Annotated in this window: 26 protein-coding genes; 11 read left to right on the top strand and 15 right to left on the bottom strand. The window is 62.7% G+C overall.

Going from position 1 to position 26,960, the window contains the following annotated elements; translation table 11 throughout:
* Together IHQ71_RS04690 and IHQ71_RS04685 are read left to right on the top strand one after the other, a co-directional pair.
* Complete coding sequence (locus tag IHQ71_RS04690; protein WP_258160800.1) at positions 1-459, top strand: YbaK/EbsC family protein; 459 nt, start codon at positions 1-3, stop codon at positions 457-459.
* 5 nt (positions 460-464) lie between these two features.
* Positions 465-773 (top strand): XRE family transcriptional regulator, encoded by a 309-nt coding sequence (locus IHQ71_RS04685; protein WP_258160799.1) that lies wholly within the window; start codon positions 465-467, stop codon positions 771-773.
* A gap of 39 nt (positions 774-812) precedes the next feature.
* On the opposite strand, the gene IHQ71_RS04680 is transcribed toward IHQ71_RS04685, so the two are convergent.
* Positions 813-1,037, bottom strand: coding sequence for a hypothetical protein (locus tag IHQ71_RS04680; protein WP_258160798.1), 225 nt, complete (start codon positions 1,035-1,037; stop codon positions 813-815).
* Positions 1,038-1,101: 64 nt separating this feature from the next.
* Entirely contained in the window at positions 1,102-1,350 is a 249-nt protein-coding gene (locus IHQ71_RS04675; RefSeq protein WP_258160797.1) for a DUF2171 domain-containing protein, read from the bottom strand.
* Positions 1,351-1,725: 375 nt separating this feature from the next.
* Between IHQ71_RS04675 and IHQ71_RS04670 the strand changes: the two genes are divergently transcribed.
* Positions 1,726-4,521, top strand: a complete 2,796-nt coding sequence (locus IHQ71_RS04670; protein ID WP_258160796.1) for an EAL domain-containing protein — start codon at positions 1,726-1,728, stop codon at positions 4,519-4,521.
* Here IHQ71_RS04670 and IHQ71_RS04665 read toward each other — a convergent pair whose 3' ends face one another.
* Complete coding sequence (locus IHQ71_RS04665; protein WP_258160795.1) at positions 4,522-5,010, bottom strand: hypothetical protein; 489 nt, start codon at positions 5,008-5,010, stop codon at positions 4,522-4,524.
* Positions 5,011-5,491: 481 nt separating this feature from the next.
* Here IHQ71_RS04665 and IHQ71_RS04660 point away from each other — a divergent pair, with 481 nt between their 5' ends.
* Positions 5,492-6,220 (top strand): Crp/Fnr family transcriptional regulator, encoded by a 729-nt coding sequence (locus IHQ71_RS04660; protein ID WP_258160794.1) that lies wholly within the window; start codon positions 5,492-5,494, stop codon positions 6,218-6,220.
* A 247-nt stretch (positions 6,221-6,467) separates the two neighbouring features.
* Here the strand turns inward: IHQ71_RS04660 and IHQ71_RS04655 are convergent, their stop codons facing one another.
* From IHQ71_RS04655 to IHQ71_RS04630, 6 genes are all read right to left on the bottom strand, one after another.
* A complete protein-coding gene (locus IHQ71_RS04655) occupies positions 6,468-7,250 on the bottom strand; it encodes an enoyl-CoA hydratase-related protein (protein ID WP_258160793.1) in 783 nt (260 codons plus the stop codon).
* Position 7,251: 1 nt separating this feature from the next.
* On the bottom strand, positions 7,252-8,160 hold the full coding sequence (locus IHQ71_RS04650) for a hydroxymethylglutaryl-CoA lyase (protein ID WP_258160792.1): 909 nt from the start codon (positions 8,158-8,160) through the stop codon (positions 7,252-7,254).
* Positions 8,157-10,157: an acetyl/propionyl/methylcrotonyl-CoA carboxylase subunit alpha gene (locus IHQ71_RS04645; RefSeq protein WP_258160791.1), complete on the bottom strand. Its 2,001-nt coding sequence runs from the start codon at positions 10,155-10,157 to the stop codon at positions 8,157-8,159. The genes IHQ71_RS04650 and IHQ71_RS04645 overlap by 4 nt, the downstream gene beginning before the upstream one ends.
* Positions 10,158-10,164: 7 nt before the next feature.
* Positions 10,165-11,766 (bottom strand): carboxyl transferase domain-containing protein, encoded by a 1,602-nt coding sequence (locus IHQ71_RS04640; RefSeq protein WP_308737918.1) that lies wholly within the window; start codon positions 11,764-11,766, stop codon positions 10,165-10,167.
* A gap of 222 nt (positions 11,767-11,988) precedes the next feature.
* On the bottom strand, positions 11,989-13,161 hold the full coding sequence (locus IHQ71_RS04635) for an isovaleryl-CoA dehydrogenase (protein WP_308737957.1): 1,173 nt from the start codon (positions 13,159-13,161) through the stop codon (positions 11,989-11,991).
* A gap of 99 nt (positions 13,162-13,260) precedes the next feature.
* A complete protein-coding gene (locus tag IHQ71_RS04630) occupies positions 13,261-13,737 on the bottom strand; it encodes an Lrp/AsnC family transcriptional regulator (RefSeq protein WP_258160789.1) in 477 nt (158 codons plus the stop codon).
* Positions 13,738-13,874: 137 nt separating this feature from the next.
* Between IHQ71_RS04630 and IHQ71_RS04625 the strand changes: the two genes are divergently transcribed.
* The 7 genes from IHQ71_RS04625 to IHQ71_RS04595 all read left to right on the top strand — a co-directional run bounded on the left by IHQ71_RS04625 (position 13,875) and on the right by IHQ71_RS04595 (position 21,264).
* Positions 13,875-14,642: a 3-hydroxyacyl-CoA dehydrogenase gene (locus IHQ71_RS04625; RefSeq protein ID WP_258160788.1), complete on the top strand. Its 768-nt coding sequence runs from the start codon at positions 13,875-13,877 to the stop codon at positions 14,640-14,642.
* Positions 14,643-14,653: 11 nt separating this feature from the next.
* Positions 14,654-15,841: an acetyl-CoA C-acyltransferase gene (locus IHQ71_RS04620; RefSeq protein WP_258160787.1), complete on the top strand. Its 1,188-nt coding sequence runs from the start codon at positions 14,654-14,656 to the stop codon at positions 15,839-15,841.
* A gap of 21 nt (positions 15,842-15,862) precedes the next feature.
* Positions 15,863-17,095, top strand: coding sequence for a 3-methyl-2-oxobutanoate dehydrogenase (2-methylpropanoyl-transferring) subunit alpha (locus IHQ71_RS04615; RefSeq protein WP_258160786.1), 1,233 nt, complete (start codon positions 15,863-15,865; stop codon positions 17,093-17,095).
* A 1-nt stretch (position 17,096) separates the two neighbouring features.
* Positions 17,097-18,110, top strand: coding sequence for an alpha-ketoacid dehydrogenase subunit beta (locus tag IHQ71_RS04610; protein ID WP_258160785.1), 1,014 nt, complete (start codon positions 17,097-17,099; stop codon positions 18,108-18,110).
* Position 18,111: 1 nt separating this feature from the next.
* Entirely contained in the window at positions 18,112-19,380 is a 1,269-nt protein-coding gene (locus IHQ71_RS04605) for a dihydrolipoamide acetyltransferase family protein (protein WP_258160784.1), read from the top strand.
* Between the two features lie 4 nt (positions 19,381-19,384).
* Entirely contained in the window at positions 19,385-20,776 is a 1,392-nt protein-coding gene (gene lpdA, locus IHQ71_RS04600; protein WP_258160783.1) for a dihydrolipoyl dehydrogenase, read from the top strand.
* A 104-nt stretch (positions 20,777-20,880) separates the two neighbouring features.
* Positions 20,881-21,264, top strand: a complete 384-nt coding sequence (locus tag IHQ71_RS04595) for a BA14K family protein (protein WP_258160782.1) — start codon at positions 20,881-20,883, stop codon at positions 21,262-21,264.
* A gap of 42 nt (positions 21,265-21,306) precedes the next feature.
* Here the strand turns inward: IHQ71_RS04595 and doeB are convergent, their stop codons facing one another.
* From doeB to ehuD, 6 genes are read right to left on the bottom strand one after another with little or no spacing between them, the layout of a single operon-like run.
* The gene (gene doeB / locus IHQ71_RS04590; RefSeq protein ID WP_258162741.1) at positions 21,307-22,311 is read right to left on the bottom strand and encodes a N(2)-acetyl-L-2,4-diaminobutanoate deacetylase DoeB; all 1,005 of its coding nucleotides are present in this window, start codon (positions 22,309-22,311) and stop codon (positions 21,307-21,309) included.
* A 10-nt stretch (positions 22,312-22,321) separates the two neighbouring features.
* Positions 22,322-23,503, bottom strand: a complete 1,182-nt coding sequence (doeA, locus tag IHQ71_RS04585; protein ID WP_258160781.1) for an ectoine hydrolase DoeA — start codon at positions 23,501-23,503, stop codon at positions 22,322-22,324.
* Positions 23,504-23,533: 30 nt separating this feature from the next.
* Positions 23,534-24,526 (bottom strand): ectoine utilization protein EutC, encoded by a 993-nt coding sequence (gene eutC, locus IHQ71_RS04580; protein WP_258160780.1) that lies wholly within the window; start codon positions 24,524-24,526, stop codon positions 23,534-23,536.
* On the bottom strand, positions 24,523-25,515 hold the full coding sequence (eutB, locus tag IHQ71_RS04575; RefSeq protein WP_258160779.1) for a hydroxyectoine utilization dehydratase EutB: 993 nt from the start codon (positions 25,513-25,515) through the stop codon (positions 24,523-24,525). The genes eutC and eutB overlap by 4 nt, the downstream gene beginning before the upstream one ends.
* 3 nt (positions 25,516-25,518) lie before the next feature.
* The gene (eutA, locus tag IHQ71_RS04570; RefSeq protein WP_258160778.1) at positions 25,519-26,298 is read right to left on the bottom strand and encodes an ectoine utilization protein EutA; all 780 of its coding nucleotides are present in this window, start codon (positions 26,296-26,298) and stop codon (positions 25,519-25,521) included.
* Positions 26,298-26,957 carry an ectoine/hydroxyectoine ABC transporter permease subunit EhuD gene (gene ehuD, locus IHQ71_RS04565; RefSeq protein ID WP_258162740.1) on the bottom strand — a complete coding sequence of 220 codons (660 nt, stop codon included), beginning with the start codon at positions 26,955-26,957 and terminating at the stop codon, positions 26,298-26,300. The genes eutA and ehuD overlap by 1 nt, the downstream gene beginning before the upstream one ends.
* Positions 26,958-26,960 lie beyond the last annotated feature (3 nt).

Raw genomic sequence — 26,960 nt, 5'->3', positions numbered from 1 at the left:
ATGAGCGTTCAATCCGTAAAAGCATTCTTCGCCGCCAAGGCTCCCGACATCGAAGTCATAGAACTCACGGTCAGCACCGCCACGGTGGATCTGGCCGCCGCCGGTCACGGCGTGAAGCCCGAACAGATCGCAAAGACGCTGGCCATAAGGCTCGGCGAAGAGATCGTGCTCGTTGCGGCCAAGGGAACCGCGCGACTGGACAACAAGAAATTCAAGGCGCAGTTTTCCGCCAAGCCCCGCATGCTCTCCTTTGATGAGGTCGAGCGCGAGACCGGCCATCCCGTTGGCGGCGTCTGCCCCTTCGGACTGGTGAGGCCGCTCAAGGTCTACTGCGATATTTCGCTCCAGCCTTATGACGAAGTGGTGCCGGCGGCCGGCGGGACGAATGCGGCTGTCAGGATTTCGCCTTCCCGCATGGCCGAACTGACCGATGCCCAATGGATTGACGTTTGCGAGTGACAACGATGACCATCACAGCCGCCCAATGCCGTGCCGCCCGCGCCCTGACCGATATCTCCCGTGAGATGCTATCGGAGACGACCGGTGTCGAGGAAGATGTCATCCGGGCCTTCGAGAAAAAGCTGGCCGAACCCGATGCCGAGATCATCACGCGGTTGGGTCATCAACTCGAAGCGTATGGCGCTGTGTTCGTACCCGAGGATGCGCATGGTGGCATCGGCGTGAGGCTCAGATTCACCCGCTCCGAGGCGAAGCGGGTTGCCAACCTCGAGAACGAGGGTGGGCCGGTCGGCGACGACGATATCGGCGACTGAACCTACCCAGCTGTCACTTTCGCTCAATCAGCTAGCGATTCAGGCCAAATCCGGCTGAACGGGCTTCGGAATGCGGCTTTCCGGATCGATATTCAAACGATCCTTCTTCGGCACTTCCGGCGTCGTATCCTGCTTTTCCCCATCGGGAACAATCGCGACCGGCAGGCCGGTTTCCTTGTCGATCTGCATGTCGTGGTCGTTACCGCGGACGGGTTCGCCGCGCCGACCGACGCCGCTGCTGGCATCCTGGTTGCGCTGATCCATTGCAAAACTCCTTATGCTAAAGCTGGACGGGCCGGGTCGTACCGGCTCCCTGAGCGGATCATCTTCAGTGAAGGGACTGGCCGTCGCTCTCCTCGATGGCATCGGCGCCATTTACGGATAACTTGACGCGACCGCCCTCTACCCCGGCAACATTGTCGAATGAAATAAAATGGTGGTGGTCCTGATGGCCAGGATCGTTCTCGCTACGCGTCAGCTTTATGCGGTCGCCCTCGATGCCATCGACGGTACCGACGTGGCGGCCATCGGCGCCAACCACTTCGGCATGTTCCTTGATGTCAGATATATTGAACATGGTGATCTCCTTTCGACGGGGATTAACGCACAGAGGAGCAAATTGGATGCATGGGAAACCGAGCCATGTCTAATTGTCATCTAGATACGCCCGTATAAATTGTATCAAGTCAATGCATATGTAGTTTCGCTACGCGATCGACTTCTCGGTAAAGAAATCGTTACCGGACTGGAAAAATAAGAGAAATCAAAGGCGGTGGTTACGACAGCGCAGCCTATTCTTGACAAAAATCAGCAAGAAATCCTGATGTTCCCTGCGCCGGTTACAACCATTGCATTTAAGACACTGAAATCGTTGCATCATCCTGACTGCGATTCAATTTTCCTTAAGTGCCCGCCGATACGTTCGCCACACTCAGTTTAGTTGGTGGTCATAATGTATCGAGTTCTCTCCTGCTTGGCGGTCGAACATAATCTTTGGCTCGTTGCCTTGGCCGGCCTCATCTGCTTCCTGGCAAGCCATGCGACGATCGTCCTGGTCCAGCGCGGCAACGAAGGGTCGGGGCTGGCACGCTGGATCTGGCTAGGGGTGGCCGGCGCATCTGGCGGATTCGGAATCTGGTCGACGCATTTTATTGCTATGCTTGCCTACGACCCAGGCGTCGTTGTGGGATACGAACCCGAACTCACCTTCTTGTCGCTGGCGATGGCGATCGTGGCAACCTTTGCCGCAGTCGCCTGTGCCGCGTTCCTCCGTGGATTTACCGGCTACGCCGCAGCGGGTGTCCTGTTCGGTTCGGGCGTGGCAAGCATGCACTTTACCGGGATGACTGCCATCGAATTCCCCGGCTCCATCATCTGGGATCATGCCTATGTGGTGGCGTCGATCGTAATCGGAGCAGCGCTTTCAACGCTGGCCTTCTGTGTCGCCTCCACTGCGAAATCTCACAACACGCGCAAATTTGGCGGCACGATCCTGCTAACCCTTGGGGTCGTTTTGCTGCACTTTACCGCCATGGGTGGGGTGACCGTCGTGTCAAGCGTCGAGACGCTCGATCCTGCGTCGCTGCTCTCTCCGTCGGTGATGGTGATCAGCATCGCCGCGACCTCGCTGTCGCTGCTGACATCGGGACTGATGGCGATGACATTCGCCGTTCGCGCCGAAAGCCAGGCGGCGGCGAGCGAAGCCAATTTCAAGCGCCTCGTGCAGGGCGTGACCGACTATGCCATTTATATGCTCGACGTCGAAGGCCGCGTGAGCAACTGGAATGCCGGCGCGCAACGCGCCAAGGGCTACACCGCCGACGAGATCGTGGGCCAGGATTTTGCAAAGTTCTATTCCTGGGAAGATCGACGCAAGGGTCTGCCGGCGCGTGCGCTTGCGACCGCGCTGACCGAAGGGAAGTTCGAGGACGAGGGCTGGCGATTCCGCAAGGACGGTTCGTCTTTCTGGGCGCATGTCGTGATCGACCCGATTCGCGACGAGAGCGGCAAGCTTCTCGGCTATGCCAGCATCACGCGCGACAAGACCAGACAGAAGCAGAACGAGGACGGCATCGCGACTGTCACGCGCAATCTCGACATCGCACTCGAAAACATGTCGCAAGGCATCTGCCTGTTCGACAAGGACGAGCGTCTGGTGCTGGCCAACAAGCACTACAGCGAAATCTTCGGCTTCCCCGCGAGCCTGGCCGTTGCCGGCCGCCTCTATCGCGAGATCCTCGAACAGGCTTTTCTGAACCGTTTCCAACTGCCCGAAATCGCGCTTCCCCGCGCGGCGGAGCATTACGAACGGGCCATGGCAGTGGTGCGCTCGGGCTCCGGCAGCACGATCCAGAAATATCAGGACGGCCGCTCGATCCAGGCGATCTACAACGCCACCAGCGATGGCGGCTGGGTCGTTACCTTCGAGGACATCACCCAGCGCCTCCAGTCGGAGGAAAAGATCGCTTACATGGCGCGGCATGACGGCCTCACGGGCTTGCCGAACCGGGCGGAATTCAACGAAATGCTCGACGACGAGATCAAGCTGGCCGAGCGTACCCACGCCAAAGTCGCCGTGATCGGCATCGATCTCGACAAGTTCAAGGAGATCAACGACCAGCACGGCCATGCCGCCGGCGACCAGGTGCTTGTCGCACTCGCCGAGGCGATGACCGCAGCACTCCAACAGGGCGAATTTGTTGCCCGCTTCGGCGGCGATGAATTCGCGGCGATCAAGCGCTTCACCGACATGTCGGAACTGCACGATTTCGCCGGCCGGCTCGAAAAATGCCTCGTCGGCGACATGAATATCGACAGCTTCGAAGTCCGCACCGGCGCCAGCCTCGGCATCGCACTCTATCCGGCGGATGCGACGGACGGCGAACAGTTGCTCGCGAATGCCGACCTCGCCATGTACCGCGCCAAGAACTCGATCATCCAGCGCGTCTGCTTCTACGAAGGTGCGATGGACGAGGCCGCCCGCAGCCGTCGCGCGCTGGCCAACGATTTGTGGGTCGCGATTGAAAAGAAACAGTTCCACCTGAACTACCAGGTCCAGAAATCCGTCGCGACCGGTGCGATCACCGGATACGAAGTGCTGCTCCGCTGGTATCATCCCGAGCGCGGCAACGTGCCGCCGATGGATTTCATCACGCTGGCCGAGGAATGCGGCGCCATCCTGCCGATCGGCGAATGGGTGCTGGCGGAAGCCTGCCGCGAAGCCGCGACCTGGGAAATGCCGCACAAGATCGCGGTCAACCTTTCCCCGGTCCAGCTCGGCCATGCCGACATGGCGGCGATCGTCCGCAACGTGCTGATTGAAACCGGCCTGAACCCCAAGCGCCTCGAAATCGAGATCACCGAAAGCTCGATCATCACCGACAAGAACCGCGCGCTGATGACGCTCAGGCAGATCAAGGATCTCGGTGTATCGATCGCCATCGACGATTTCGGAACCGGCTATTCGTCGCTCGAGACGCTACGTGCCTTCCCCTTCGACAAGATCAAGCTCGACCGCAGCTTCATGAACGAGGTGGAAACAAGCCCGCAAGCGAAGGCGATCATTCGCGCCATCCTCGCACTCGGGCAGAGCCTCGAAGTCCCGGTGCTCGCCGAAGGCGTCGAGACGCAGGATCAGCTCGAAATCCTGCTCAGTGAGGGCTGCGACGAAGCCCAGGGTTATTTCCTCGGGCGGCCCAAGCCGATCTCGGACCTGCTCCGCAAGATCGCGGAAGTCAAAGCGGCGTAACTAGGCGCCCGCGCCCGGTGAGATTTCTTCGGCGCTGCCGATCAGACTTGCGAACGCCGCCGCATACGCCGCGCGCATGGCGAGGCTCCGGGTTTCGGATTCCTCGGGCAGGTCAGGTGCCACCCGTCGCATGACGATGCCGCTGATCAGCTTGGCCTGCTTGCGGTGAACCGGCTGGGCGTGGCTCTTTGCTTCCTGATAGCTTTTCTGAAGATCGGCACTCTGCCAGGCCGGATCGGCGACGACGGAAGACGCGGCCTTCATCGCTGCCTTGGTCGCCGCCTTGAAGGCGGCGGGCTCGATCGGCGGTGCAGCCTTGTGGTCCTCGACCGGCTTTTCCGGCTTGGCCATGGTCTTGGCCACGAACACTTCCCGCAACGCCTGCTTGCGCGCGAGGACGGGCTTCGGCATGGCGAAAGGCTTGGCCGCGACGTCGGCCTTGGGTGCAACCGCCACGGGTTTTTCGGGCGCGCTCTTGCGCTGATCCACAGCCGGCGCCTCTCCTGAAGGAGGCGAGGTCTTGAATTTCAGCGAAAGTATTGGTCTTCCTGTCTTCCCGTCCATATCCCGGCCCTGCCTGAGCAGTTCGAAACCGCCACCCGTTAGCACTCCTTCACGTGAGTTGCATGACGTGTCAACCGTCAAGGCGGATTTGACAACCAAACAGGCTACGCTTTTTCAAGAATGCTGCCGTCAGGACTCGAAATGCACAAAGCCCCGGTACCGTTCCCTTGGGAAATGATGCCCTCGACGATAATCCGCACAGCTCTCCCGATTGCCGCCGTCGAGGCCTCCAAAGCAGGCTTCGTCCCCTCTTCGGTGGAGCGTTTGAATTGATTTCCATCAAAATCGACCTCTCACTCATAAGAAGTGGGGATTGTAAAACAATCGCAGGGCGCGCTCTTTAGATAAACCCAAATCTTCAAATTTAGGTGGGATGACTATCTGTCCATCGGAAGCGAGTGGAGCCATGGAAGCGCGAAGGAAAGATTTTCACGTTGTGGAGATGCCATTGGCATGCCGCTCGTGTGAGACGCGCGAGGGCGGCATCTGCGGTGCCATGACAGACGGGCAACTTTCCGAACTCAGCCGCTTCACCGCGCGCCGGAAAGTTGATCATGGTTCGGAACTGCTCAGCCAGGGAGAACGCATCGTCTCCTATGCAAATATCATCAAGGGTGTCGTCAAGCTCACCAAGAGAATGTCCGATGGACGCCAGCAGATCGTCGGGCTGCAATTCGCACCCGGTTTCATCGGCCGGCCCTTCGCCAATGACAGTGCGCTGACCGCAGAGGCGGCCACCGATATCGAAATCTGCGTTGTCGCCAAGTCTGCACTCGACCGCATGGTGATGCGTGCGCCTGATCTCGGACACCGGCTCCACAGCCAGGCGCTGGTCGAACTCGACGATGCGCGCGACTGGATGCTGACACTCGGCCGCAAGACGGCGCGCGAGAAGGTCGCGAGCTTCCTGCACCTCATCGCCACCCACAGTGATGGCGACAGCAGCGGAACACTGCGGTTCGAACTGCCGCTGAGCAGGCAGGACATCGCGGATTTTCTTGGCCTCACCATCGAGACCGTCAGCCGGCAGGTGACCAAGCTGAAGCAGGAAAAGGTGATCCGCATCGAGACCACTCGCAGCGTCACTATCCACGATATCGATCGGCTCGCGGAAGTCGCAGGCATCGACTACTGATCGTCGTCGCGCTGCGGGTGGCGTCGCTTTCTCACGGTTAGAGCGTTTCATTGCTAAATGGAAGCAGTTCTGCCCGGCGCCGCAGGTCATGGCGGAAAGATGCCCGGCCCTTCGGGTTGGCTGAAACGGGCCGGCTGATCGACCGGCCGGCTTGGCCGTATGCTTTGGCTACGACACGTGGCCCACCGGTCGACCATCCGACTCCGTTTGAGCCAACAGAACTGTTTCCATTTAACAATGAAGCGCTCTAAACGTCGTCTGCGCTAAGCACCCAGCCCGGCCTGCGCTTTTCGGCGAAGGCGGTGCGGCCCTCGCGCGCCTCGGTGCTTTCGCCCAATGTGGCGATCATGCGCTCGGCATATGCCAGCCGTTCGGTCTGCGGCATGTCCTGCATCTCTGACAGGGCCTGCTTGCCGGCCGAGATCGCACCCGGCGCGCCGAGCATAAGCTTGTCGAGAACTGACTGGATGAGGGCGTCGAGTTCGGCAGCGGGAACCGCGCGATTGATGAGGCCATGGCGTTCGGCCTCCTCAGTGCCGATCGTCTCCCCGAGATAAGCCATCTCTCGGAAACGGCGCTCGGGGATCTGGCGCGTCAGGCGTGTTGCGATCATCATCGGAAAGACGCCGACGCGCACTTCGGGCAGGCCGAACTTGGCGTGATGGGCAGCATAGGCGAGATCGCAGGCCGCGACGAGACCAAGGCCGCCGGCAAGCGCCGAACCGTTGAGACGGGCGACCACGAGCTTGCTGCACGCCTGAACCGCCCGCAGCACATTGCCGATCGGGTTCGTCCCGCCCGCCGAGGCGAACATGCTGGATTGGTCCTTGAGGTCGGCGCCGGAACAGAACGTTCGTTCGCCGGCTCCCGTCAGGACGATCGCCCTGACGCCTATATCGGTCGAGGCCTCACCAAGCGCCTCAACCAGCGCTGCCGTCATCGCGCCATTGATGGCATTGTGCCTCTCGGGCCGATTGAGCGTCAGCCAGAGCACGGACCCTCGGCGTTCGACGAGCAGTTCCTCGGCCATGTCAAGCCTCCCTTCTCGCCAGGATCGCCCGGCCGGCCCGCGCGGCATTGGGACGGTTGAGGCGTTCGCTGATCCAGCCGCCGATCTCAGCAACCGTATCGAGATTAACACCGGTCTCGATCCCGAGACCACGCAGCAGATAGACCACATCCTCGGTCGCGACATTGCCGCTGGCGCCCCGCGCATAGGGGCAACCGCCGAGACCGGCCACGGAACTGTCGAAGACCGAAATGCCCTCCTCCAGGCTGGCCAACACGTTGGCGACGCCCTGGCCGCAGGTGTCATGGAAATGCATGGCGATCCGGTCCTTCGGCACGGAGCCAGCCACGCCCCTGATGATGCCGCGCATCTGATCCGCGGTGCCGACACCGATCGTGTCGCCGAGCGAGAGTTCGTAGCAACCCATGCCGATCAAAGCGTTCGACATCTCGACGACGGCGGCAACGGGAACATCGCCGTCATAGGGGCAGCCGGCGACACAGGAAAGGTAGCCGCGGACCTTCAACCCCTCGGCTATCGCCCGCGTGGTCACCGGTGCCAACCGCTCGAGGCTTTCGGCACGCGAGCAAGCGATATTCTTCTGGCTGAAGCCTTCTGAAGCCGAGACGAAGACCGCGATCTCTTCAACGCCGACGGCAAGTGCGGCTTCCAGCCCCTTCATATTAGGAACCAGCGCCGGATAAGACGTGCCCCCTTGTCTGGAAATGCCGGCGAAGACCTCAGCCGAATCGGCCATCTGCGGCACCCATTTCGGCGAGACGAAGGAGCCCGCTTCCACCACCGGCAAGCCTGCACGTGCGAGGCGATCGACGAGCTCGATCTTCACGGAGGCGGGAACGATGGCCGCTTCGTTCTGCAGGCCATCTCGTGGCCCGACTTCGACGATTTTCACCTTCGTCGGCAGCGTCATGACCCGGCCTCCGGCGTGAACGACACGAGCACAGTGCCCGCCTCGGTCATCGCGCCTTCGGCGCAGTTGAAGGCATCGACCACGCCATCGGCCGGTGCGCGAATCGTGTGCTCCATCTTCATCGCTTCCATGATGATCAGTGCCGTGCCCTTCACGACACGCTCGCCGGGAGTGGCAAGGATCGCGCGGATGATGCCGGGCATGGGTGCGGTCATTGCGCCAGCCGCAGCTTCGGAACCGCCCTCGCCCATCGGATCGGGAAGCGTGATGTGGAGATGTTGCCCCTCGGAGAAGAGATCGAAGCGCTGGCCGTCGCCCCAGAAGAAACCACGGACTTTCCGATCGCCGATGCGGGCATCCAACGTGCCTTCTGTACTCAATGTGCCATCGATATCAAGGCCGGTGCCCTCGTGCTCGAAGCGGAAGCCCCGATCGAGATGCTGAACTGTCGGCGTAACCAATTTCCCATCGAGTTCGATGCGCAATGTTTCGCGAGCGGGAACATTCAACCGGAAGCCATTCATCCGGGACCAAGGACTGGAAGCATCGGATGACGCCGCTGCCTGCCGTTCCGCGGTGGCGCGTCGATGAAGCAGGAGGCCAAGGCCGGCCAGCGCGATGGACGACGCATCGATCGCTGGCGCTGCGAGAAGTTCGTCCTCGTGGCGGCCGATGAAGCCGGTGTCGAGGTGGGCCTGTTCGAACGACGGCAGGCCGACCAGCCGCGAGAGAAAGCCGACATTGCTGCTAACGCCTGTAATCGCGGTATCGGCCAGTGCGCGCCGCATGCGCGAAACGGCAGCCGTGCGGTCCTTGTCCCAGACGACCAGCTTGGCGATCATCGGATCATAATGCACGGTGATACGATCTCCCGCGCGGATGCCGCTGTCGATGCGGACATGCGGGCCAGCCTCGGGCATCCTCAGATGCGAGACGAGGCCGGTCGAGGGCAGGAAGCCATTGGCGGCATCCTCGGCATAGATGCGCGTCTCGATCGCATGGCCGTTGATCGTGAGGTCGCGCCAGCTCTCGGGCAGCCGCTCGCCGGAAGCAACCCGCAGCTGCCACTCCACGAGATCGAGGCCGGTGATGAACTCCGTGACGGGATGCTCGACCTGCAGCCGTGTGTTCATTTCCATGAAGTAGAATTCGCCCCTGCTATCGAGCAGGAATTCAATCGTACCCGCGCCGGAATAGCCAATGGCTTTTGCCGCAGCCACCGCAGCCTCGCCCATCCGCTTGCGCAGGTCCGGGGAGAGCCCCGGCGCCGGTGCCTCCTCGATGACCTTCTGGTGACGCCGCTGGATCGAGCAATCGCGCTCGAACAGCGAATGGCAATTGCCGTGATTGTCGGCGAAGACCTGCACTTCGACATGGCGGGGGCGCACGAGATATTTCTCGATTAGCATCCGGTCGTCGCTGAAGGACGCCATCGACTCGCGCTTGGCGCCCGCTAGTTCGGCCGCGAAAACGTCGGGCGTTTCCGCCACACGCATGCCCTTGCCGCCGCCGCCGGCCGAAGCCTTGATCAGCACGGGATAGCCGACATCGGCCGCTTCAGCGAACAGCACCTCTGGCGACTGGTCCGCGCCGTGATAGCCGGGCACCAGCGGCACGCCGGCGCCCGCCATCAGCGCCTTGGCTTCGCTTTTGCCGCCCATGGCGCGGATCGCCGATGCGGGTGGTCCGATGAAGATCAGGCCGGCTGCCGTGCAGGCGTCGGCGAAATCGGCATTCTCCGACAGGAAGCCATAGCCGGGATGCACGGCCTCGGCGCCGCTATCGACTGCGGCCGCGATAACCTTCTGCTGGTCGAGATAGGATTGCCGTGCCGGCGCGGGACCAATCAGGCGGGCATCGTCGGCGAGCGCCACATGCTGGGCATCGCGGTCGGCTTCGGAATAGACGGCGACCGTCTCGACGCCCATCCGGCGCGCAGTGCGGATGACGCGGGCGGCGATTTCGCCGCGATTGGCTATCAGGATTTTCTTGAACATCACTGCCTCACATCCTGAAAATGCCGAACCGGGTCGGTTCGATCGGCGCATTGAGCGAGGCCGAAATACCCAGGCCCAGCACCATGCGGGTATCGGCCGGATCGATGATGCCGTCGTCCCACAGCCGGGCGCTGGCATAGTAGGGGTGGCCTTCGATCTCGTATTTGTCGCGGATCGGCGCCTTGAAGGCCTCTTCCTCCTCGGCAGACCAGCTCTTGCCGCTTGCTTCCATCCCGTCACGACGCACCTGCGCCAGAACCGACGCCGCCTGTTCGCCGCCCATGACGGAGATGCGGGCATTCGGCCACATCCAGAGGAAACGCGGCGAATAGGCCCGGCCGCACATGCCGTAATTGCCGGCGCCGAACGAGCCGCCGATGACCACGGTGAATTTCGGCACCTTGGCGCAGGCGACCGCCGTCACCAGTTTGGCACCGTCCTTGGCGATGCCGCCGGCCTCGTATTTCCGGCCGACCATGAAGCCCGTGATATTCTGCAGAAAGACGAGCGGAATGCCGCGCTGAGCGCAGAGTTCGATGAAGTGGGCACCCTTGAGCGCCGATTCCGAAAACAGGATGCCATTGTTGGCGACGATGCCGACGGGATAGCCGAAGATGTGGGCGAAGCCGCAGACCAAGGTCGTGCCGTAGAGCGCCTTGAACTCGTCGAAATCCGATCCATCGACGATGCGGGCGATCACCTCGCGCACGTCGAATGGTTTGCGCGCATCGGATGGCACGATGCCGTGCAGATCGCTGGTGGGATAGAGCGGCTCGGTGCTCGCACGCAGTTCGAGGTCGACCAGCTTGGGCCGATTGAGCGTTCCGACGATGCTGCGCGCCATCGCCAGTGCGTGCCGGTCGTCGTTCGCATAGTGGTCGGTGACCCCTGATGTGCGGGAATGGACGTCAGCGCCGCCGAGGTCCTCGGCAGACACGACCTCGCCGGTCGCGGCCTTGACCAGCGGCGGGCCGCCGAGGAAGATCGTGCCCTGGTTCTTGACGATGATCGACTGGTCGCTCATCGCGGGCACATAGGCGCCGCCGGCGGTGCAGCTTCCCATAACCACGGCGATCTGAGGAATGCCCTCGGCGGACATGGTCGCCTGATTGTAGAAGATGCGGCCGAAGTGATCGCGATCGGGGAAGACCTCGTCCTGGTTCGGCAGGTTGGCGCCGCCGGAATCCACCAGGTAGATGCAGGGCAGCTTGTTCTCGCGGGCGATCTCCTGGGCGCGGAGGTGCTTCTTGACCGTCAGCGGATAGTAGGTGCCGCCCTTCACCGTCGCATCGTTGACAATGATGACGCATTCGCGCCCAGAGACACGACCGATGCCGGTGAGAATGCCGGCGGCCGGAATGGGTTCGTCATAGACATTGTAGGCGGCGAATTGCGAGAATTCGAGGAAAGGCGTGCCGGGATCGAGCAGGCCGTCGATCCGGTCGCGCGGCAGAAGTTTTCCGCGCGAGAGGTGGCGCTCACGGGCTTTCTCTCCGCCGCCGATGGCGATGGTCGAGACTTTGGATTTCAGGTCGTCGACGAGGCCGCGCATGTAGGCGGTGTTCGCGTCGAAGGTGGCGTGGTGAGGGAGGGTGGAGGTGAGCTTCATTAGGTGAGGCCTCTATTCCGGGCAGAAAGATCCCGCCCCGCCCCCTCCCCACAAGGGGGAGGGGCTAACCCGTTGCGGCCGTCGTCTTTCTCCTCGCAACGTTGCTGCGAGTGGAAACGATTTGAGGAGAATAAGACGGCGCGGCGATGAAGCCCCTCCCCCTTGTGGGGAGGGGTTGGGGCGGGGTCTTTATCGACAAACACAAAGCCAGCCATCATCCCCTCACGCATTGCTCTTGAACAATTCGCGCCCGATCAGCATCCGCCGGATCTCGCTGGTGCCGGCGCCGATTTCGTAAAGCTTAGCATCGCGCAGCAGCCGGCCCGCCGAACTGTCGTTGACGTAACCCGAACCACCGAGAAGCTGGATCGCATCGAGCGCCACCTGGGTCGCGCGCTCGGCGGCAAACAGGATGGCGCCGGCGGCATCCTGACGGGTGATGCGGCCGCGGTCGGCGGCGCGGGCCACGGCGTAGACATACGCGCGGGAAGAATTCATCGCCGTGTACATGTCGGCGATCTTGCCCTGGACAAGCTGGAATTCGCCGATCGCCTTGCCGAACTGGTGGCGCTCGCGGCTATAGGGCAGGACCAGATCCATCGCCGCCTGCATGATGCCGATGGGGCCGGCGGCCAGCACGGCGCGCTCGAAATCGAGCCCGCTCATCAGCACACCGACGCCACCGTCAAGCTTGCCGAGGATATTCTCCTCAGGCACTTCGCAATCCTCGAACACCAGTTCCGACGTCGGTGAGCCGCGCATGCCGAGCTTGTCGAGTTTCTGTGCCGGGCGAAAACCCTTGAAGGTCTTCTCGATCAGGAAGGCAGTGATGCCGCGTGGTCCGGCGGCCATATCGGTCTTAGCGTACACCACCAGCGTATCGGCTTCGTGGCCATTGGTGATCCACATCTTGGTGCCGTTCAGCACATAGCGATCGCCCTTCTTGTCGGCTTTCAGCTTCATCGACACGACGTCGGAGCCGGCGCCGGTTTCGCTCATCGCGAGCGAACCGACGTGCTCGCCTGAAATGAGCTTAGGGAGATAGCGGTTCTTCTGCTCCGCCGTGCCCCAGCGGTTGATCTGGTTGATGCAGAGGTTGGAGTGGGCGCCATAGGAGAGGCCGACCGATGCCGATGCACGGCTGACCTCTTCCAGCGCCACGCAATGGGCGAGATAGCCCATGTCGGCGCCGCCGAATTCTTCCTTCACGGTGATACCATGCAGGCCGAGCGCGCCCATCTCAGGCCAGAGATGCCTGGGGAAACGATCCTCGCGGTCGGTTTCCATCGCGAGCGGGGCGATCCGGTCGGCGGCGAATTTCTGTACGCTGTCGCGCAGCGCGCCAATATCGTCTCCGAGATCGGCATCGAACAAAGCGGCGAGATCCATAGTCAGTTCCTCCACTTGGGCCCGCTGGGTTCAACCTACTCCAGCATGGCTCACCCGCAAAGCGCCTTCCGGTCTCCCGCTTTGCGGCATTCCTCTCATTGGCCCTTACGAGCCGCCTTTCCTCTCGCCCACCGAAACCGAACGGCGGATGAAGGTCTTGATCGCGAAATTCGACTGGATGCGGGCGACGCCGGGCACCGTCGTCAGGAAATCCAGCAGTTCCTGGTAATGCGGCAAGTCGCGCACCATGGCATGCAGCAGGTAATCCGAGCTGCCCGATGTCTGGTAGCCGCCTACAACCTCGGGAACCGACGATACGCGCTCCTCGAAGGCGATCAGCACATCCTTGGTCTGGCGCTCGAGCGTGACCGAGATGAAGACGCCGATGGTGCCGAGCAGGCGGCTTTCGTCGAGTACCGCAGTATAGCCCTGGATGGTGCCGCTCTCCTCCAGTTGCCGCACGCGCCTGAGCGTCGGCGAGAAGGACAGGCCGATTTTTGCCGCGAGATCGCGCCAGCTGATGCGGCCGTCTTCGCCGAGTATGGCAAGAATCTTGCGATCGAAAGAGTCCAGTTCACGCATCTGGATCAATTGATCTACAGTTTCAGCCAGTATTGGATCATTACTGTCGCCATCGCGCTTCCTCCCAATTCAAATTTGCGCTGAAATAAACATTGAAGGGTGCTATTGTCAAATCCGGAGTGAGTTGAGGAGATCGCATGCGGATCAGCGGTAAGGTTTTTGTCGTCACCGGCGGGGGCTCGGGTCTCGGTGCCGCCGTGGCGCGCAGGCTCGTGGCTGAAAGCGCGCATGTGGTCGTTGCCGATGTCAATGGAGCTGCAGGCGCTGCGGTTGCCGCTGAACTCGGCCCGGCCGCGAAGTTCATCCGCACCGACGTGACCGATGAAGCCGAGGCAGCGAGGGCGATCTCAACGGCGATCAACACGTTTGGTCATCTGCATGGGCTGGTGAATTGCGCCGGCATCGCGCCGGGCGAGAAGGTGCTTGGCCGGGAAGGACCGCACGCGCTCGCGAGCTTCACCCGCGCTATATCAATCAACCTCATTGGAACATTCAATATGATCCGGCTGGCGGCCGAGGCGATCGCCAAGCAGGAGCCGGGCGCCGATGGTGGGCGTGGCGTCATCATCAACACTGCCTCGATCGCCGCCTATGATGGCCAGATCGGCCAGGCGGCCTACGCGGCCTCCAAGGGCGGCGTCGTGTCGATGACCTTGCCGATCGCGCGCGAACTTGCGCGCCACGGCATCCGCGTCGTGACGATCGCGCCGGGCATATTCGAAACGCCGATGATGGCGGGGCTGCCGCAGGATGTGCAGGATTCGCTCGGGGCAAGCGTACCCTTCCCCAGCCGGCTCGGCCGGCCCCAGGAATTTGCTGCGCTGGCGCAGCATATTATTGAGAACGACATGCTGAACGGCGAAGTCATCCGCCTCGATGGCGCGCTGCGCATGGCGCCGAAGTGAAGGAGACGTCCATGACATCCCATGACCCTGTTGTCATCACCGGCATGGCCCGCACGCCGATGGGCGGGTTCCAGGGCGAGCTTTCAGGGGCCACGGCGCCGCAACTGGGCGCGACGGCGATTTCGGCCGCACTGTCCCGCAGCGGTATGGACGCCGTGAGCGTGGACGAGGTTCTATTCGGCTGCGTGCTGCCCGCCGGTCTCGGCCAGGCACCGGCGCGGCAGGCGGCGATCGGCGCTGGTATTCCTTATGCGACGGGCGCGACCACCATCAACAAGATGTGCGGATCGGGGATGAAGGCGGTCATGCTGGCGCATGATCTTATCGCCGCCGGCAGTTCCAGCATCGCGGTCGCGGGCGGCATGGAGAACATGACCAACGCTCCCTACCTGCTCGACCGGGCGCGCGGTGGATACCGGCTCGGCCATGGCCGCGTCATCGACCATATGTTCCTCGATGGTCTGGAAGATGCCTATGACAAGGGCCGGCTGATGGGCACATTCGCCGAGGATTGCGCCGAGGCCTACCAGTTCACCCGTCCGGCGCAGGATGACTTTGCGATCACATCGCTGACCCGGGCGCAGAAGGCGATTGCCGAGGGCATGTTCGATGCCGAGATCACACCGGTGAGCGTGAAGAGCGGTCGCAGCGAGAGCGTCGTCGAACGCGACGAGCAGCCCGGCAAGGCCAGGCTCGACAAAATCCCATCGTTGAAGCCTGCCTTCCGCGATGGCGGCACGGTGACAGCCGCCAATTCGAGTTCGATTTCGGATGGCGCCGCCGCGTTGGTTCTGATGCGCCGTTCGGAAGCCGAGCGCCGAGGGCTTACACCACTCGCCACGATCACCGGCCATGCCACGCATGCACAGGCGCCCAATCTTTTTGCGACAGCACCGATCGGCGCGCTCAACAAGCTGAGCGACAAGACCGGCTGGAACCTCGCCGATGTCGACCTTTTCGAGATCAACGAGGCCTTCGCCGTCGTCGCCATGGCGGCGATGCGCGATCTCGACCTGCCGCATGACAAGGTCAACGTCCATGGCGGCGCCTGCGCGCTCGGCCATCCGATCGGCGCTTCTGGCGCTCGCATAATCGTGACGCTACTTGCGGCGCTCGCGCGTTATGATCTCAAGCGCGGCATGGCCGCGGTCTGCATTGGCGGCGGCGAGGCCACGGCTATCGCCATCGAGCGGCACTAAGGTTCTGGAGGAACGACAAGCATGACCGAAACAAACAAGCTCAGCCTCCACGTGCCCGAACCCGCCGTGCGCCCCGGTGGCCAGCCGGATTTCTCCAACGTCAAAATTCCCAAGGCGGGCTCCGTGCCAAGGCCCGAGGTGGCTGCGGCGCCAGAGGACATGCGCGACCTGGCCTATTCGATCATCCGCGTGCTCAACCGCTCGGGCGAGGCTGTCGGCCCCTGGGCCGGCTCGCTGACCGACGAGGAAGCGCTGGCGGGCTTGCGCGACATGATGCGGCTGCGCGCCTTCGACGCCCGCATGGTGATGGCGCAGCGGCAGGGCAAGACCTCGTTCTACATGCAACATCTCGGCGAGGAGGCGGTGAGCACCGCTTTCCGCAAGGCGCTGGTGAAAGGCGACATGAATTTCCCGACCTATCGCCAGGCCGGCCTGCTGATCGCGGGCGGCTTTCCGATGGTCGAGATGATGAACCAGATCTATTCCAACGAACTCGACCCTCTCAAAGGCCGCCAGTTGCCGGTGCTCTATTCCTCGAAGGAGCATGGCTTCTTCACCATCTCGGGCAACCTCGCGACGCAATATGTGCAGGCGGTGGGTTGGGCAATGGCTTCCGCCATCAAGGGCGACACGAAAATTGCGGCTGCCTGGATCGGCGACGGTTCGACGGCGGAATCGGATTTCCATTCGGCGCTGGTTTTCGCCTCGACCTACAAGGCGCCCGTCATCCTCAACATCGTCAACAATCAGTGGGCTATCTCGACCTTCCAGGGCATCGCGCGTGGTGGCTCCGGGACATTCGCGGCGCGCGGCCTGGGCTTCGGCATCCCGGCGCTGCGGGTCGATGGCAATGACTATCTCGCCGTTCACGCGGTGGCGAAGTGGGCGGCGGAGCGGGCGCGGAGGAACCTCGGACCGACGCTTGTCGAATACGTGACCTACCGCGCCGGTGCGCATTCGACGTCGGACGATCCGAGCGCCTATCGCCCGAAGACGGAATCCGAAGCATGGCCGCTCGGCGACCCGATCCTCCGGCTCAAGAACCATCTGATCCTGCGCGGCATCTGGTCCGACGATCGCCACAAGCAGACCGAAGCCGAGATCACCGACGAAGTAATTCAGGCCCAGAAGCAGGCCGAGGCGCATGGCACATTGCATGCCGGCGGCGGCCCATCGGTGCGGGATATTTTCGAAGGCGTCTATGCCGAAATGCCGCCCCACATTCGCCGCCAGCGCCAGAAAGCAGGATACTGACATGCCCAAGATGACGATGATCGAGGCGGTGCGCAGCGCCATGGACGTGTCGATGGAGCGCGACGACGACGTGGTCGTGTTCGGCGAGGATGTCGGCTATTTCGGCGGCGTGTTCCGCTGTACCCAGGGCCTGCAGGCGAAATATGGCAAGACGCGCTGCTTCGATGCGCCGATCAGCGAATCCGGCATTGTCGGCACCGCCATCGGCATGGCGGCCTACGGCCTCAAACCCTGCGTCGAGATCCAGTTCGCCGACTACATGTACCCGGCCTATGACCAGATCACCCAGGAGGCCGCCCGCATACGCTATCGTTCGGCCGGCGACTTCACCTGCCCGATCGTGCTGCGCATGCCCACCGGCGGCGGCATATTCGGCGGGCAGACGCACAGCCAAAGCCCGGAAGCGCTGTTCACCCATGTCTGCGGCCTCAAGGTCGTGATGCCGTCCAATCCCTATGACGCCAAGGGCCTGCTGATCGCCTCGATCGAGGATCCGGACCCGGTGATGTTCCTCGAACCCAAGCGGCTGTACAACGGCCCGTTCGACGGACATCATGACCGGCCGGTCATTCCCTGGTCGAAGCATGAATTGAGCGAAGTACCGGACGGACATTACACGGTGCCGATCGGCAAGGCCGAGATCCGCCGCAAGGGCAGCGCCGTGACCGTCATCGCCTATGGCACGATGGTGCATGTGGCGCTTGCCGCAGCCGAGGAGACCGGCGTGGATGCCGAGATCATCGATCTCAGGAGCCTGTTGCCGCTTGACCTCGACACGATCGTGCAATCGGTCACTAAGACCGGCCGCTGCGTCGTGGTGCATGAAGCAACGCTGACGTCAGGCTTCGGCGGCGAGATTGCAGCGCTGGTGCAGGAGAGCTGCTTCTATCATCTTGAAGCGCCCATCGTCCGCGTCGCCGGCTGGGATACGCCTTATCCACATGCGCAGGAGTGGGATTATTTCCCCGGCCCCGCCCGCGTCGGGCGCGCGCTCACCGAAGTGATGGAGGCGTGAGATGGCCGAATATGTGATCACCATGCCGGATGTCGGCGAAGGCGTTGCCGAGGCGGAACTCGTCGAATGGCATGTGAAGCCGGGCGATCCCGTGCGCGAGGACATGGTTCTCGCCGCCGTGATGACCGACAAGGCAACCGTCGAAATCCCCTCGCCCGTTGCCGGCACCGTGCTGTGGCTGGCCGGCGAGATCGGCGACACGATCGCGGTGAAGGCGCCACTGGTGCGGATACAGGTTGCGGGCGAAGGCGATGTCGAAGAGCCCGTTGCGGCTCACGTGGAGGAAGCCAAGGCCGAAGAACGCCTGCTGGTTGCCGAACCCGAGAAGGTCGAGCCCGTCAAGCAGCCAAGGCCGGCCGAGCGGGTTGCACTTGCCAAGGCCCCGGCAGCGGGGGAAGAGCGCAAGCCGCTTGCCTCGCCGGCCGTACGCCGCCGCGCGCAGGATATGGGTGTCGACCTGAGGCAGGTGCATGGCACGGGTCCTGCAGGCCGCATCACCCATGATGATATCGAGCAGTTCCTTTCGGGCGGATCGCAACAAGCGGCACCGGCGGGTCTTGCCCGAAAGACCGCGACCGAAGAGATCAAGATGGCGGGAATGCGCCGCCGCATCGCCGAGAAGATGTCGCTTTCGGCTTCGCGCATTCCCCACATCACCTATGTGGAAGAGGTCGATGTGAGCGATCTCGAGGATCTCCGCGAGACGATGAACCGGGGCCGCAAGCCCGACCAGCCGAAGCTCACCATCCTGCCCTTCCTGATGCGGGCATTGGTGAAGACGCTTGGCGAGCAGCCAGCGATCAACGCGACCTTCGATGATGGCGCGGGCATCATAACCCGCTATGGCGCCGTGCATATCGGCATCGCGACCCAGACGCCCGCAGGCCTGACGGTGCCTGTGGTCAAGCATGCCGAGGCGCGCGGCGTCTGGGATTGCGCCACCGAAGTCGCGCGTCTCGCCGAGGCCGCCCGCAACGGCTCAGCCCAGCGCGACGAGCTTTCGGGTTCGACGATTACCATCACCTCGCTCGGGGCGCTGGGCGGCATCGTCACCACGCCGGTGATCAATCACCCAGAGGTGGCGATCGTCGGCGTCAACAAGATGGTCGTTCGCCCGGTCTGGGATGGCAACCAGTTCATCCCGCGCAAGATGATGAACCTGTCGTCGAGCTTCGACCATCGCGTGGTCGATGGCTGGGATGCCGCGATCTTCGTCCAGCGGATCAAGGCGCTGCTCGAAACGCCTGCCCTGATTTTCATCGAAAGCTGATGCCATGAAAGAGATTTCCTGCAAACTTCTGGTCATCGGCGCGGGTCCCGGCGGCTATGTCTGCGCCATACGAGCGGGCCAGCTCGGCATCGATACGGTCATCGTCGAGGCGAAGAAACCGGGCGGCACCTGCCTCACAGTGGGTTGCATTCCATCCAAGGCCTTCATCCACGCTGCCGAGGAATTCGACAAGGTCCGGCATTTCGCCAATGGCGGCAGCGCGATCGGCATTTCGGTCGAGGCGCCTCGGCTCGACCTAGGCAAAACCGTCGAATGGAAGGACGGCATTGTCGGTCGGCTGACGGGCGGCGTGTCGGCGCTGCTCAACAAGGCCCGCGTCAAGATCGTCAAGGGCGAGGCCAAGTTCCGCGACGGCAAGACCATCGAGGTGGAAACCGAGACCGGCACCCAGATCATTCGTGCGGAGAACATCGTCATTGCCACCGGTTCCGAGCCGGTCGAGATACCGGCTTTGCCCTTTGGCGGTACGGTGATTTCCTCCACCGAGGCGCTTGCCCTGCGCGAGGTTCCGGCAAAGCTCGTCGTCGTGGGCGGCGGTTACATCGGGCTCGAACTCGGCATCGCCTTCTCCAAGATGGGCTCCGCCGTGACCGTGGTCGAGGCGACGAAGCAGATCCTGCCACTCTACGACGCCGATCTCGTGCGGCCGGTCGCCAAGCGGCTGAAGGAACTCGGGATAAGGGTGTTGACCAATGCCAGCGCCAAGAGCCTGTCGGATGGCGGGCTGGTCATTCAGACAGCCGAAGGCGGGAGCGAAACCCTGCCCGCCGACAAGGTGCTGGTGACCGTGGGCCGCAAACCGCGCATGGAAGGCTGGGGGTTCGATGAACTCGACCTCGACCGGGCCGGCCGTTTCCTCCGTATCGACGACCGCTGCCGCACCTCGATGCGCGGCATTTACGCCATAGGCGATGTCACCGGCGAGCCGATGCTGGCGCACCGGGCGATGGCGCAGGGCGAGATGGTCGCCGAGATCGTCGCGGGCCACAAGCGGAGTTGGGACAAGCGTTGCATTCCGGCGGTTTGCTTCACCGATCCCGAGATCGTCAGTGCCGGCCTCCTGCCTGACGAAGCGCGCGGACAGGGACTGGAAATCAAGATCGGGCAGTTCCCGTTCAGTGCCAATGGCCGCGCGATGACAACGGAGAACGAGGACGGTTTCGTGCGCGTCGTGGCGCGGGCCGACAATCACCTTGTGCTCGGCATCCAGGGTGTTGGCCAGGGCGTGTCCGAACTCTCCAGCGCCTTCGCATTGGCGATCGAGATGGGTGCCCGGTTGGAGGATATCGCGGGCACGATCCACGCACATCCGACACGCAGCGAGGGCTTCCAGGAGGCCGCCCTCAAGGCAATGGGCCACGCGCTGCATATCTGACGCGCTTGCCTCGTCGCAGCACGGGATCACAAGGCCGTGAGCTTGGGAACGAGACGGCCTGTGGGCCGTTTCGATCGGCACCACGTAATGCCGAGGAAACCCCAATGAGAAAAACAAATTTAATGCTGGCTGCTGGCCTGGGCGCGGTCTTCGCCGTATCCTCGATCCTGCCTGCGCAAGCGTTCCCGAATTCACCGTCCAAGGTGGAAACGAATTCGCCCATCGTATTCGCAAAGACAAAGGTCAAGGTCAAATACTATCGCGGCCATCGCGGCTATAACTATCATCGCCGCGGCTACAGGCGCCATATCGACGGCTTCTGGTATCCGCCTACCGCATTCGTGGTGACGGTAAGGCCGGGCGTTCGCGTCTATGGCAATCGTCATGTCCGCTGGTGCCGCGCGCAATATGCGAGCTACCGCGCTTCCGACAATACCTGGAAGCCGCGCGGCGAACGCCGTCGGATTTGCCGCTCGCCCTATCGCTGATGAAAAGGCCGGAGGCGTGAACGCGACCTCCGGCACTCCTCGCTAAGCGCTGGTTTCGACAGCCAATACCGAAACGCAATCGCCCGGCTTGACGAGGCCGGGGAAATGACGTGCGGCAAGTATGCCGTCCATTTTCGCTTTCACCGTTTGCGGTTCGGCACCCGTGCGGCCCACTGGATAGATGAGCGCGACCGTGTCGCCCGCATGGACCTCATCGCCGAGATCAGCAACGAACTCGATCAGGCCGGGATCTTCAGCGAACGAAAAGCAGTTGCCATCCGGCATGTCGAGCCATGAGGTCTTATGCTCCTCGACGTCTCCCTTAAGTATGCCCGCCTTGACCAGGACATTGCGGACACCGCGCTTGGCAATGCCGGCCGTTCTGGCCGTAGCAGTGCCACCACCGCCGAGTTCTGTGGTGACGAAGATCTTGCCCATTTCCTCGGCCGCCGTGTCATACATGCCGACCGCGTCGATCTCCAGCATCGCCATGGAATAGGGCGCGCCAAAGGCTTCCACCAATTCGAAGCTCTTGCGTTCCTGCTCCTTGTCCGGCAACCGATGGGCGGCGCAGTAGGGCAGAAAATCCAGCGTCTTGCCGCCCGAATGAAAGTCGAGGACGATATCGGCCATCGGCAGCAGGTGCCGCTGGAAATAATCGGCAATCTTCTGGGTGACCGTGCCATCGGGCGCACCGGGGAAGCTGCGGTTCATGTTGCCCTTGTCGATCGGCGACGTCCGCGTGCCGGCGAGGAAGGCGGGATAATTCATCGCCGGCACGATGATGACCGCGCCTGTCACGTCCTCGGCCTTTAACGAACGCGCGAGATCGAAGAGCGCGATTGGCCCCTCATATTCATCGCCATGGTTGCCGCCGGTGAGAAGGGCCGTCGGCCCCTCCCCGTTGCGGACAACCGTGATCGGGATCATCACCGAACCCCAGGCGGAATCGTCGCGGCTATAGGGTAGCTTGAGAAAGCCGTGCTGGACGCCCTCGGCCATCAAGTCGATGGTCGGGGAGATTGGCGACGGCCGAAGTTCACGCATGCTCATACGCTTAGTCCTTCACAACCAGCTTGCGCGGCACATTGGCCAGGCATTCCACGCCCGTTTCGGTGATCAGGATGCTCTCGGTGATTTCCAGGCCCATGGTTTCGAGCCAGAGGCCGGTCATGAAGTGGAAGGTCATCCCGGGCTTCAACTCGCTTCTGTCGCCCGGGCGCAGGCTCATCGTGCGCTCGCCCCAATCCGGCGGATAGGAAACGCCGATGCCGTAGCCGGTGCGGTTGTCCTTGACGATGCCGTATTTCTTGAGGACGGCGAAGAAGGCATTGGCTATATCCTCGCAGGTATTGCCGGGCTTGGCGGCGGCGAGGCCGGCATCCATGCCTTCGAGCGTCGCTTTTTCGGCATCGAGGAATTCCTGCGTCGGCTTGCCGAGGAAGACGGTGCGCGACAGCGGCACGTGGTAACGATTGTAGCAGCCCGCGATCTCGAAGAAGGTGCCCTCGCCCGATTTCATCGGCTTGTCGTCCCAGGTCAGGTGCGGCGCGGAGGCGTCGCGGCCCGAGGGCAAGAGCGGCACGATGGCCGGATAATCGCCGCCGAAGCCATCGACGCCGCGCGTGCCGGCAGCGTAGATCTCGGCGACGAGATCGCATTTGCGCATGCCGACTTCGATTTTGTCCGTTATGCGCTGGTGCATGGCCTCGACGATGCGGGCGGCATTGCGCATGTACTTTATCTCAGTCGGACTCTTTACCGCGCGCTGCCAGTTCACCAGCGCGGTCGCATCGATGAATCTGGCATTCGGCAGATGTTTGACCAAAGCGGCGAACGCTGCCGCCGAGAACCAGTAATTGTCCATCTCCACGCCGATGCGGAGCGAGCCAAAGCCCTTGTCCGCCAATACGCTTGCGAGATAATCCATCGGATGCCGCTCGGTCGACTGCACATAGTGATCGGGATAGCCGATGATGTTCTCGTGCTTGAGATAGGCGGTCAGCTTGGCGCCGTTGGCATCCTGCCCGCGGCCATACCAGATCGGCTCGCCATGCGGCGGCACGATCACCGCCTGATGCACATAGAAGGACCAGCCGTCATAGCCCGTCAGCCAGTTCATGTTGGATGGGTCGCTGCAGATCAGCAGGTCGATACCCTTGGCCTCCATCGCCTTCCGGGTCTTGTCGAGGCGCGCGGCAAATTCCTCGCGCGTGAATTTGAGTTCGACATCAAGCATTGTTTTTCCTTCCCGTGCGGTATTCCGCATTCACATTTCGAATTTCGTGCCCGCGCCTGTCGCTCGGGCGCGTGCAAAGGCAAGCGTGGCGATCGCCGTGTCCTGGATGCCGGTGCCGGTCAGGTCGGCGAAGGTGATCTCCTCGTCGCTGGTGCGGCCCACGGTATGGCCGGCGACAATCTGGCCGAGCTCGGCGAATTCCTGGTCGGCGGCGACGAGGCCCTTGGTGATCGCGTGATGCAGTTCGCCGAGTTTCCGCGTCTGCGAGAGCCGGTCGGCGACGTAAATATCGGCGCGGATGATGGCGGCTGGATCGATCTCGTTTTTGTGCTCGGCATCGGAGCCCATGGCGGTCAGATGTTGGCCGGGCGCGAGCCATTCAGCCTTGACGATCGGTTCGCTCGACGGGGTGGTCGTGACGATGATATCGGCGCCCGACATGGCGGCCCGAGGATCGCCCGATGCCGTGACTTCGATGCCCAGTTTCGCGCCCAGCGCCCTGGCAGTGGCTTCCGCCTTGGCGATATCACGCGCCCAGATGCGGGCCTCGCGGATAGGCCGGACAAGCGCCAGCGCTTCGAGCTGCAGGCCGGCCTGCATGCCGGCGCCGAAGATCGCCGCGTTGGACGAATTCTCGCGCGAGAGATGCCTGGCGGCCACCGCGCCGGCCGCCGCCGTTCTGATATCGGTGAGGTAGCCGTTGTCGAGCAGCAGCGCCTGCACCAACCCTGTTTTGGCCGACAGCAGCACCATCATGCCGTTGGTGGAGGGAATACCGAGCTTCGGATTGTCGAAGAAACCGGGGCTGATCTTGATCGCGAAACCATCGAGGCCGGGGACGTAGGCCGTCTTCACGTCGACCTCGCCGCGTGCTTCGACAATGTCGAGCCGCAGGATCGGCGGCATGACGACCGGCTTGGTTGCCAGCGCGTGGAATGCGTCCTCGACGCAGGCGATGGCGTCGGCATCGAGACGGATGATCTTGCGGAGATCCTTCTCGGTCAGGATGGTCATGTCGCTCATGGCGCGTCCTCCAATTCGCCGCCGTTGATGATGTGGCGGTGCAGGCGCATATCGATGTTGCGGCCGGAGAGGATGACCGCTGTGGGGCCTGAGAGTCTGGCATTGCCGGCGACCAGCGCCGCGATGCCAATGGCGCCGGCACCTTCCAGCACCTCGCGCTCCTGCTCGTAAGCATGGCGGATGCCGGCTGCGATCTCGGCCTCGGTCACCAGTATAATGTCATCGAGCAAGGTCTGGCACATCGAAAAAGTCAGCTTGTTGTCGAGCCCGATGCCGCCGCCGAGCGAATCCGCAAGGCTCGGATATTCCTCGACCTCGACCGGACGGCCGGCGGCAATGCTCAGCTTCATCGCGGCGCCGCGATCCATGGTCAGGCCGATGATCTTTACACCCGGCTTGAGCGCCTTGACCGCAGCCGCGATGCCGGAAGCAAGACCGCCTCCGGAGACCTGTACCAGCACCATCTCCAGGTCCGGCAGATCCTCGACCAATTCCAGGCCAATCGTGCCCTGCCCGGCGATCACAGCCGCATTGTCGAAAGGCGGCACCATGATCAGCCCTTCTTCGGCAACGAGACGATCGACCTCTATCTGCGCCTCGTCCTGCGACCTGCCCGATATCCTGACCTCGGCGCCAAGCCGCCGCACCTCATCCACCTTGTTTTGCGGAACCAGGCTCGACATGCAGATCGTGGCCTTCGACCCCACAGAGCGGGCAGCATAGGCCAGCGCCCGGCCGTGATTGCCGGTCGAGGCCGCCACCACGCCATGCTTCCGCTGGTCCGCCGATAGCGTCAGCATGGCATTGGTGGCGCCTCGAAGCTTGAAGGCACCGGTGCGCTGGTGGCTTTCGAGCTTGAGATGGACCGGCACGCCGCACAGCGCGGACAGGCTTGCCGACTGGGCCATCGGCGTCCGCAGCACATGGCCGGAAACCCGGGCGGCCGCTGCACGGATATCATCGAGGCTGACATGACGTTCGGCAGACATCGGTCAGACCCCGGGCACTTGCATTGTCATCAGGCGGCCGAGTTCCGGACGAGACGCCTGATCGCCGCAGAGCCGCAGGCACTGCCAGGCGGTCGCGAGATTGCTCGTCACCACGGGCTTGCCGATCGCCTGTTCGATTTCTGCTGCCACGCTTGCCGCGCGCAACGCTGTGCAGGAAATGAACAGCGCATCGGATTCCGGATCGAACGCCTCCTTGGCGAAGGCGACGATCTCCGAAGGCGCCACGCGCGCCATCTCGCGGTCGTCGGTCATGTCGAGGCAGGTGAAGCGGTCGATGCCGAAACCGAGGCCGGAGAAATAATCCGCCATCGGTCGGCTGGTCTCGATTGTATAGGGCGTGAGCACGCTGATATTGCGTGCGCCGAAAGCCTTGAGACCAAGCACCGCAGCCGCGGTCGGTGTCACGACATTCACGCCGGGCTTGGCCTTGCGGATCGCCGCTGTCACTTCGTCGTCGCCGATCACCACGGAGGCAGAGGTGCAGGAATACATGATCGCATCGAGCGGCTCGGCGGGCAGGATCAGCCCCGCGCCCGTGGTCAGCGACGGCTGCATGGCGCGGAGATTTTCCGGCGTCGTCGGGTTGGCGTAATGGATGCGGCTGACATAAATGCCGATATCCGGGCTCGCAACCATGCGGGCGAAATCCGGCTCGGTCGTGTGGTCGGTGGCGAGGATGACGAGCCCGATGCGCTTCTTGAGCGGCCGGTTGTCGAGCTTTGGCGCACGCGAGGCCACGCCGATTTCGATATCGCGGATCATCAGTTGTACCTCCGGGCAAAGCGTTCCTCGAGCCAGCGCAGGAAGACGACCGAGATCAGGCTCATGACGAGGAAGAAGATACCGACCAGGGTCATCGGCTCGATGTAACGGTAACTCGAATTGGCGACGCTTTTCGCCTGGTTCATCAGTTCGAGCACGGTGATCGCCGAGAGCAGCGGCGTTTCCTTGAACATGGCGATCAGGTAATTGGCGAGCGCCGGGATCATCGGCGGGATCGCCTGTGGCAGGATCACGTGGATCCAGGTCTGGCGTGTCGTGAGGTTGGCCGCCTTCGCCGCCTCCCACTGACCGCGCGGCACGTTCTCGATGCCGGAGCGATAAACTTCGGCGGCATAGGTGCCGTAGTGCAGGCCGAGGCCAATAACGCCCGCCACGAGCGCCGGCAGGCGGATGCCGATGTCGGGAAGCACGTAAAAGATGAAGTAGAGCTGCACCAGCAGCGGCGTGCCGCGAATGAATTCGACCACGAAGCCCGTCGTTTTCGACACGACAGCTACCGGCGAGCGGCGCAGGATGGCGAACACCAGGCCAACGATCGCGGCAACGATCGCGCCGAGCACGCTGGCGATGATGGTTATCTTCAACCCCTGAAGCAGGGTCGGCATGATCTGCCAGACGAATGCCCAATCCCACTCCATCAC

The organism is Rhizobium sp. TH2 (assembly GCF_024707525.1).
In the GTDB taxonomy this organism is placed as follows: domain Bacteria; phylum Pseudomonadota; class Alphaproteobacteria; order Rhizobiales; family Rhizobiaceae; genus Rhizobium_E.
The sequence above is the reverse complement of the archived record's forward strand: the minus strand, read 5'-3'. Positions and strand labels throughout refer to the sequence as shown.